The sequence below is a fragment of the Robiginitalea sp. genome (genome assembly GCF_049588695.1).
Lineage (GTDB): Bacteria > Bacteroidota > Bacteroidia > Flavobacteriales > Flavobacteriaceae > Robiginitalea.
The window spans coordinates 1-3699 of the sequence record NZ_JBAVZJ010000237.1 but is presented as its reverse complement, the minus strand read 5'-3'; the positions used below and the strand labels follow the sequence as shown (position 1 = coordinate 3699).

General features: G+C 48.8%; 3 protein-coding genes and 1 pseudogene. 1 reads left to right on the top strand and 3 read right to left on the bottom strand.

What is annotated here, in order from left to right; translation table 11 throughout:
- Positions 1 to 73: 73 nt before the first annotated feature.
- From ligA to WBV75_RS05765, 3 genes are read right to left on the bottom strand one after another with little or no spacing between them, the layout of a single operon-like run.
- The gene (gene ligA / locus WBV75_RS05775) at positions 74 to 2074 is read right to left on the bottom strand and encodes an NAD-dependent DNA ligase LigA (protein ID WP_424119695.1); all 2001 of its coding nucleotides are present in this window, start codon (positions 2072 to 2074) and stop codon (positions 74 to 76) included.
- 10 nt (positions 2075 to 2084) lie between these two features.
- Positions 2085 to 2972: a peptide chain release factor N(5)-glutamine methyltransferase gene (gene prmC, locus WBV75_RS05770; protein WP_424119694.1), complete on the bottom strand. Its 888-nt coding sequence runs from the start codon at positions 2970 to 2972 to the stop codon at positions 2085 to 2087.
- Positions 2969 to 3469 (bottom strand): GNAT family N-acetyltransferase, encoded by a 501-nt coding sequence (locus WBV75_RS05765; RefSeq protein ID WP_424119693.1) that lies wholly within the window; start codon positions 3467 to 3469, stop codon positions 2969 to 2971. The genes prmC and WBV75_RS05765 overlap by 4 nt, the downstream gene beginning before the upstream one ends.
- A 23-nt stretch (positions 3470 to 3492) precedes the next feature.
- Here WBV75_RS05765 and WBV75_RS05760 point away from each other — a divergent pair.
- A pseudogene (locus WBV75_RS05760) lies at positions 3493 to 3699 on the top strand (bifunctional diaminohydroxyphosphoribosylaminopyrimidine deaminase/5-amino-6-(5-phosphoribosylamino)uracil reductase RibD); the annotation flags it as partial.

The following is a 3699-nucleotide window of genomic DNA, read 5'->3' as shown; positions in this document are numbered from 1 at the left end:
ACATAGTGTATACTAAGGATTGGAGGTTATCCTTTGTGTTAGCTACCTGATTCACCCCCACCTGTTTCCCAACTTACTCCAATAGAGCTAAGAATTCATTTTCGGAAATAATTGAAACCCCGAACTTTTCCGCTTTCTCTCGTTTGCTCGGACCCATTTTATCCCCGGCGACCAGGTAGGAGGTTTTGGAAGAAACCGATGAAGCTACTTTTCCCCCGTTTTCTTCGATGCGCTTTTTCAATTCCTCCCTGCTCAGGCCCACAAACACCCCGGACACCACAAATATCTTGCCTTTGAGCAGGTCGGTTCCCCTTTGGAGTTGTTCGGGATCCAGCTCAAACCTCAATCCATAGGACTGCAGTCTCCGGACTAACTCCTGTTTTACCGGATCCGAGAAAAAATCCACAACGCTTCGGGCAATGCGCTCTCCAATTTCATCGACTTCAATGAGATCCTCGACCCGGGCTGCCATCAGCGCTTCTATACTTCCAAATGCCCTGGCTAGTTTTTTGGCTACCGTTTCTCCGACGAAGCGAATACCCAGGGCAAACAGGACTTTTTCAAAAGGAACCTTCCGGGAGGCTGCGATCCCATCCAGTAAATTATTGACCGACTTTTCAGCCATCCGGTCCAAAGGGAGCAATTCTGCTTTGGTCAATGTGTATAAATCCGCATAATTCCGAATCAATCCCTGCTGAAAGAGCAATTCCACTGTTTCACTACCCAACCCATCGATATCCATGGCTTTTCGTGAAATAAAATGTTGTATGCGCCCGGTGATCTGCGGAGGACAACCTGTGTCGTTGGGGCAAAAATGCTGGGCTTCACCCGCTTCCCGAACCAGGGGGGTATGGCATTCCGGGCACTGGGTGATATAGTGCGTGGGGTCGATGTCCGGGGGCCTCTGACTCAAATCAACAGCTGTTATTTTAGGGATTATCTCCCCCCCTTTCTCCACGTAAACCATATCTCCTTCGCGTACATCGAGCCTGGCGATCTGATCCGCATTATGCAAACTTGCACGCTTGACCGTCGTCCCCGCAAGTAATACCGGTTCCAGATTGGCAACAGGGGTAATGGCGCCTGTCCTGCCCACCTGATAACTAATAAACCGGAGCCGGGTAAGGGCCTGTTCAGATTTAAACTTATAAGCAATGGCCCATCGGGGGGCCTTGGAAGTGTATCCCAATTCTTCCTGAAAACGCAGTTCATTCACCTTTACGACGACGCCATCTGTCTCATAGGGCAACTCGTGCCGATGAGCGTCCCAGTACTCCAGAAATTCTAAAACCTCTTTCATCGTCATACAGACGCGGGCCGTATTTGGGACCTTAAAGCCCAATTTTCTTGCTGTTTCGAGGAAGTCCCATTGAGTCGTAAAGGTATTTCCAGTTCCGGTGACCCCGTAGATAAGGCAATCCAAAGGGCGTTCTGCAACCACACTGCTATCCTGCAACTTCAAACTGCCTGAAGCCGTATTCCGCGGATTCATATAAAGATCTTCTCCATTGGCCAACCGTTGCTCATTCATTTTTGTAAATCCTTCCAAAGGCAGGATAATCTCTCCCCGAAACTCAAACCGGCCCGGAAATGGCACTTTTAACCTCAGGGGTACGGAGCGAATGGTTTTGACGTTTGTAGTGATATCATCTCCCTGAATACCGTCTCCACGGGTTACGGCCCGCTGCAGTATATTGTCTTCATAGGTCAGGCTGATAGACGCTCCGTCGTACTTCAACTCGCAGGTAAAGCTCAGGTCCACTGTGCCAAGCAAGCGCTGTATGCGTTGTTCCCATTCAATGAGTTCTTCAACTGAATAGGAGTTATCCAGGGAATACATAGGAGTTTCGTGGCGGACGGTGTTGAAATTTTTGGTGACGGCACCCCCTACACGCAATGTGGGTGAGGTGGGATCGTAATATTCCGGATGTGCTGTTTCAAGGGCCTGAAGCCGCTTTAGCTTCATATCAAACTCAAAATCACTAATCTGAGGCTCATCCAGAACATAATACCGGTAGTTATGTTCTTGCAGTTCCTTACGCAGTAGTTCAATTTCCTGGGCTACAGTGCTCATAAGCAAAAAATTATAAGTGTTTTGAAATCCCGGAGGCTTGGTAAAATTTGCCCCGGACAAAACGCTCCTTTCCAAAAATATCTTTTTTTATCTCTATTGATGAGAACCCGCGCGTTTGCAAAAGATCACGAACAGAATGTGCATGGTTCTCGTGTGTTTCGAGGTACATCCAACCTTCCTCCTGTAAATTCAGCGCGGCATAATCACAGAGGTGACGATAGTAAAGCAAGGGATCTTTATCGGGTACAAAGAGTGCCAGATGCGGTTCAGCACAACGGACATGTGCCTGCAGGCTGCTGGATTCGCTTTTGGGAATATAGGGAGGATTGGATATGAGAATGTCGTATGAATGTGTTGTGGATTCGGGCTTGCAGAGATCTCCTTTATAAATATGAACCTCCAGGTCCTGGGCCGCGGAATTATACCTTGCAATCTCCAGTGCTGCATCAGATATATCAATGGCATATACCTCAGCATGAGGTATATACTGCTTTAAACCTAAAGCAATGCATCCACTTCCGGTTCCCGCGTCCAAAATTACAGGAGTGTCGTTTTCGGATGAAAATTGGGCGGCTGCCCAGGTCACCAGTTCAGCCGTTTCCGGCCTTGGGATTAAAACATCCGGGCTTACACGAAGGGTCATGTCCATAAAATAAGCCTGCCCTGTAATGTATTGCACAGGCCGATGTGCTTTGAGCGCGTCCAAAGCCCCCGACAAAAGTGCGGCTTCATCCTCAACCAGTTGGGTAGCGGGCTCCATGGCTATAACGGTTCTCGGGAAATTAAAATAATACGCAATCAGTTCATAAAATATGGCGTCGATTTCCGCTATTGGATGCGCTGCAGATAATTCCGATCTGAAACGCCTGCGAAGTTCCTTTAAATAAATAGCGCTCATGCCTTGTGAAGCGTTTTTGACATCCATACCGTACAAACCGTATGTCCTGTATTGCCCATAGGCGCCTCGAGGTAGGAAAACCCATTTCTCCGATACAAGGACTGCGCAGCCTCCATATATGGCATGGTCTCGAGATAGCACTGCCGGTATTTAAAGGTCCGGGCCTTTTCCAGGGCCGACAACAAAATACGCTCGCCCCAGCCCTGTCCACGTATTTCTTTCCTGAAGTACATCTTTTGCAACTCGCAGACCCCCGAATCTCCGTTTTCCAGGGGGGCAATGCCTCCCCCACCCCAAAGTTGCTCACCGTCCGTGAGCACCCAATAAACAGACCTCGGCGCCTGGTAGTAGTTGTAGAACGCCTCCATCGAGGGGTCTGAAAATGCACTGCCTTTTTTTGGCACGTTGTACTCGACCAAAACCTGCCTGATAATCTCCGCCATTGCCGGGCCATCTCCCGGCAATACAGGACGTGCAAAAACCTCGGGGGTAATCATTTTCTAAATACTATTTTTACGGGGTGAATATACACGAAAAATACCTTTTGCGCTGCCTGCAAATCGGCGAAAACGGACTGGGTTCCACCGCCCCCAACCCGATGGTAGGTGCTGTTATTACCTATAAAGACCACATTATCGGGGAAGGGTTTACAAGCCCGTTTGGGGGGGCACATGCGGAGGTAAGGGCAATCGACTCGGTGACAGACAAATCCCTGTTAAAAAAGACT

Excerpts from the sequence above, each read along its gene's own strand:
- ligA (WP_424119695.1), bottom strand. The coding sequence starts at position 2,074 with ATGAGCACTGTAGCCCAGGAAATTGAACTACTGCGTAAGGAACTGCAA.
- prmC (WP_424119694.1), bottom strand. The coding sequence starts at position 2,972 with ATGAGCGCTATTTATTTAAAGGAACTTCGCAGGCGTTTCAGATCGGAA.
- WBV75_RS05765 (WP_424119693.1), bottom strand. The coding sequence starts at position 3,469 with ATGATTACCCCCGAGGTTTTTGCACGTCCTGTATTGCCGGGAGATGGC.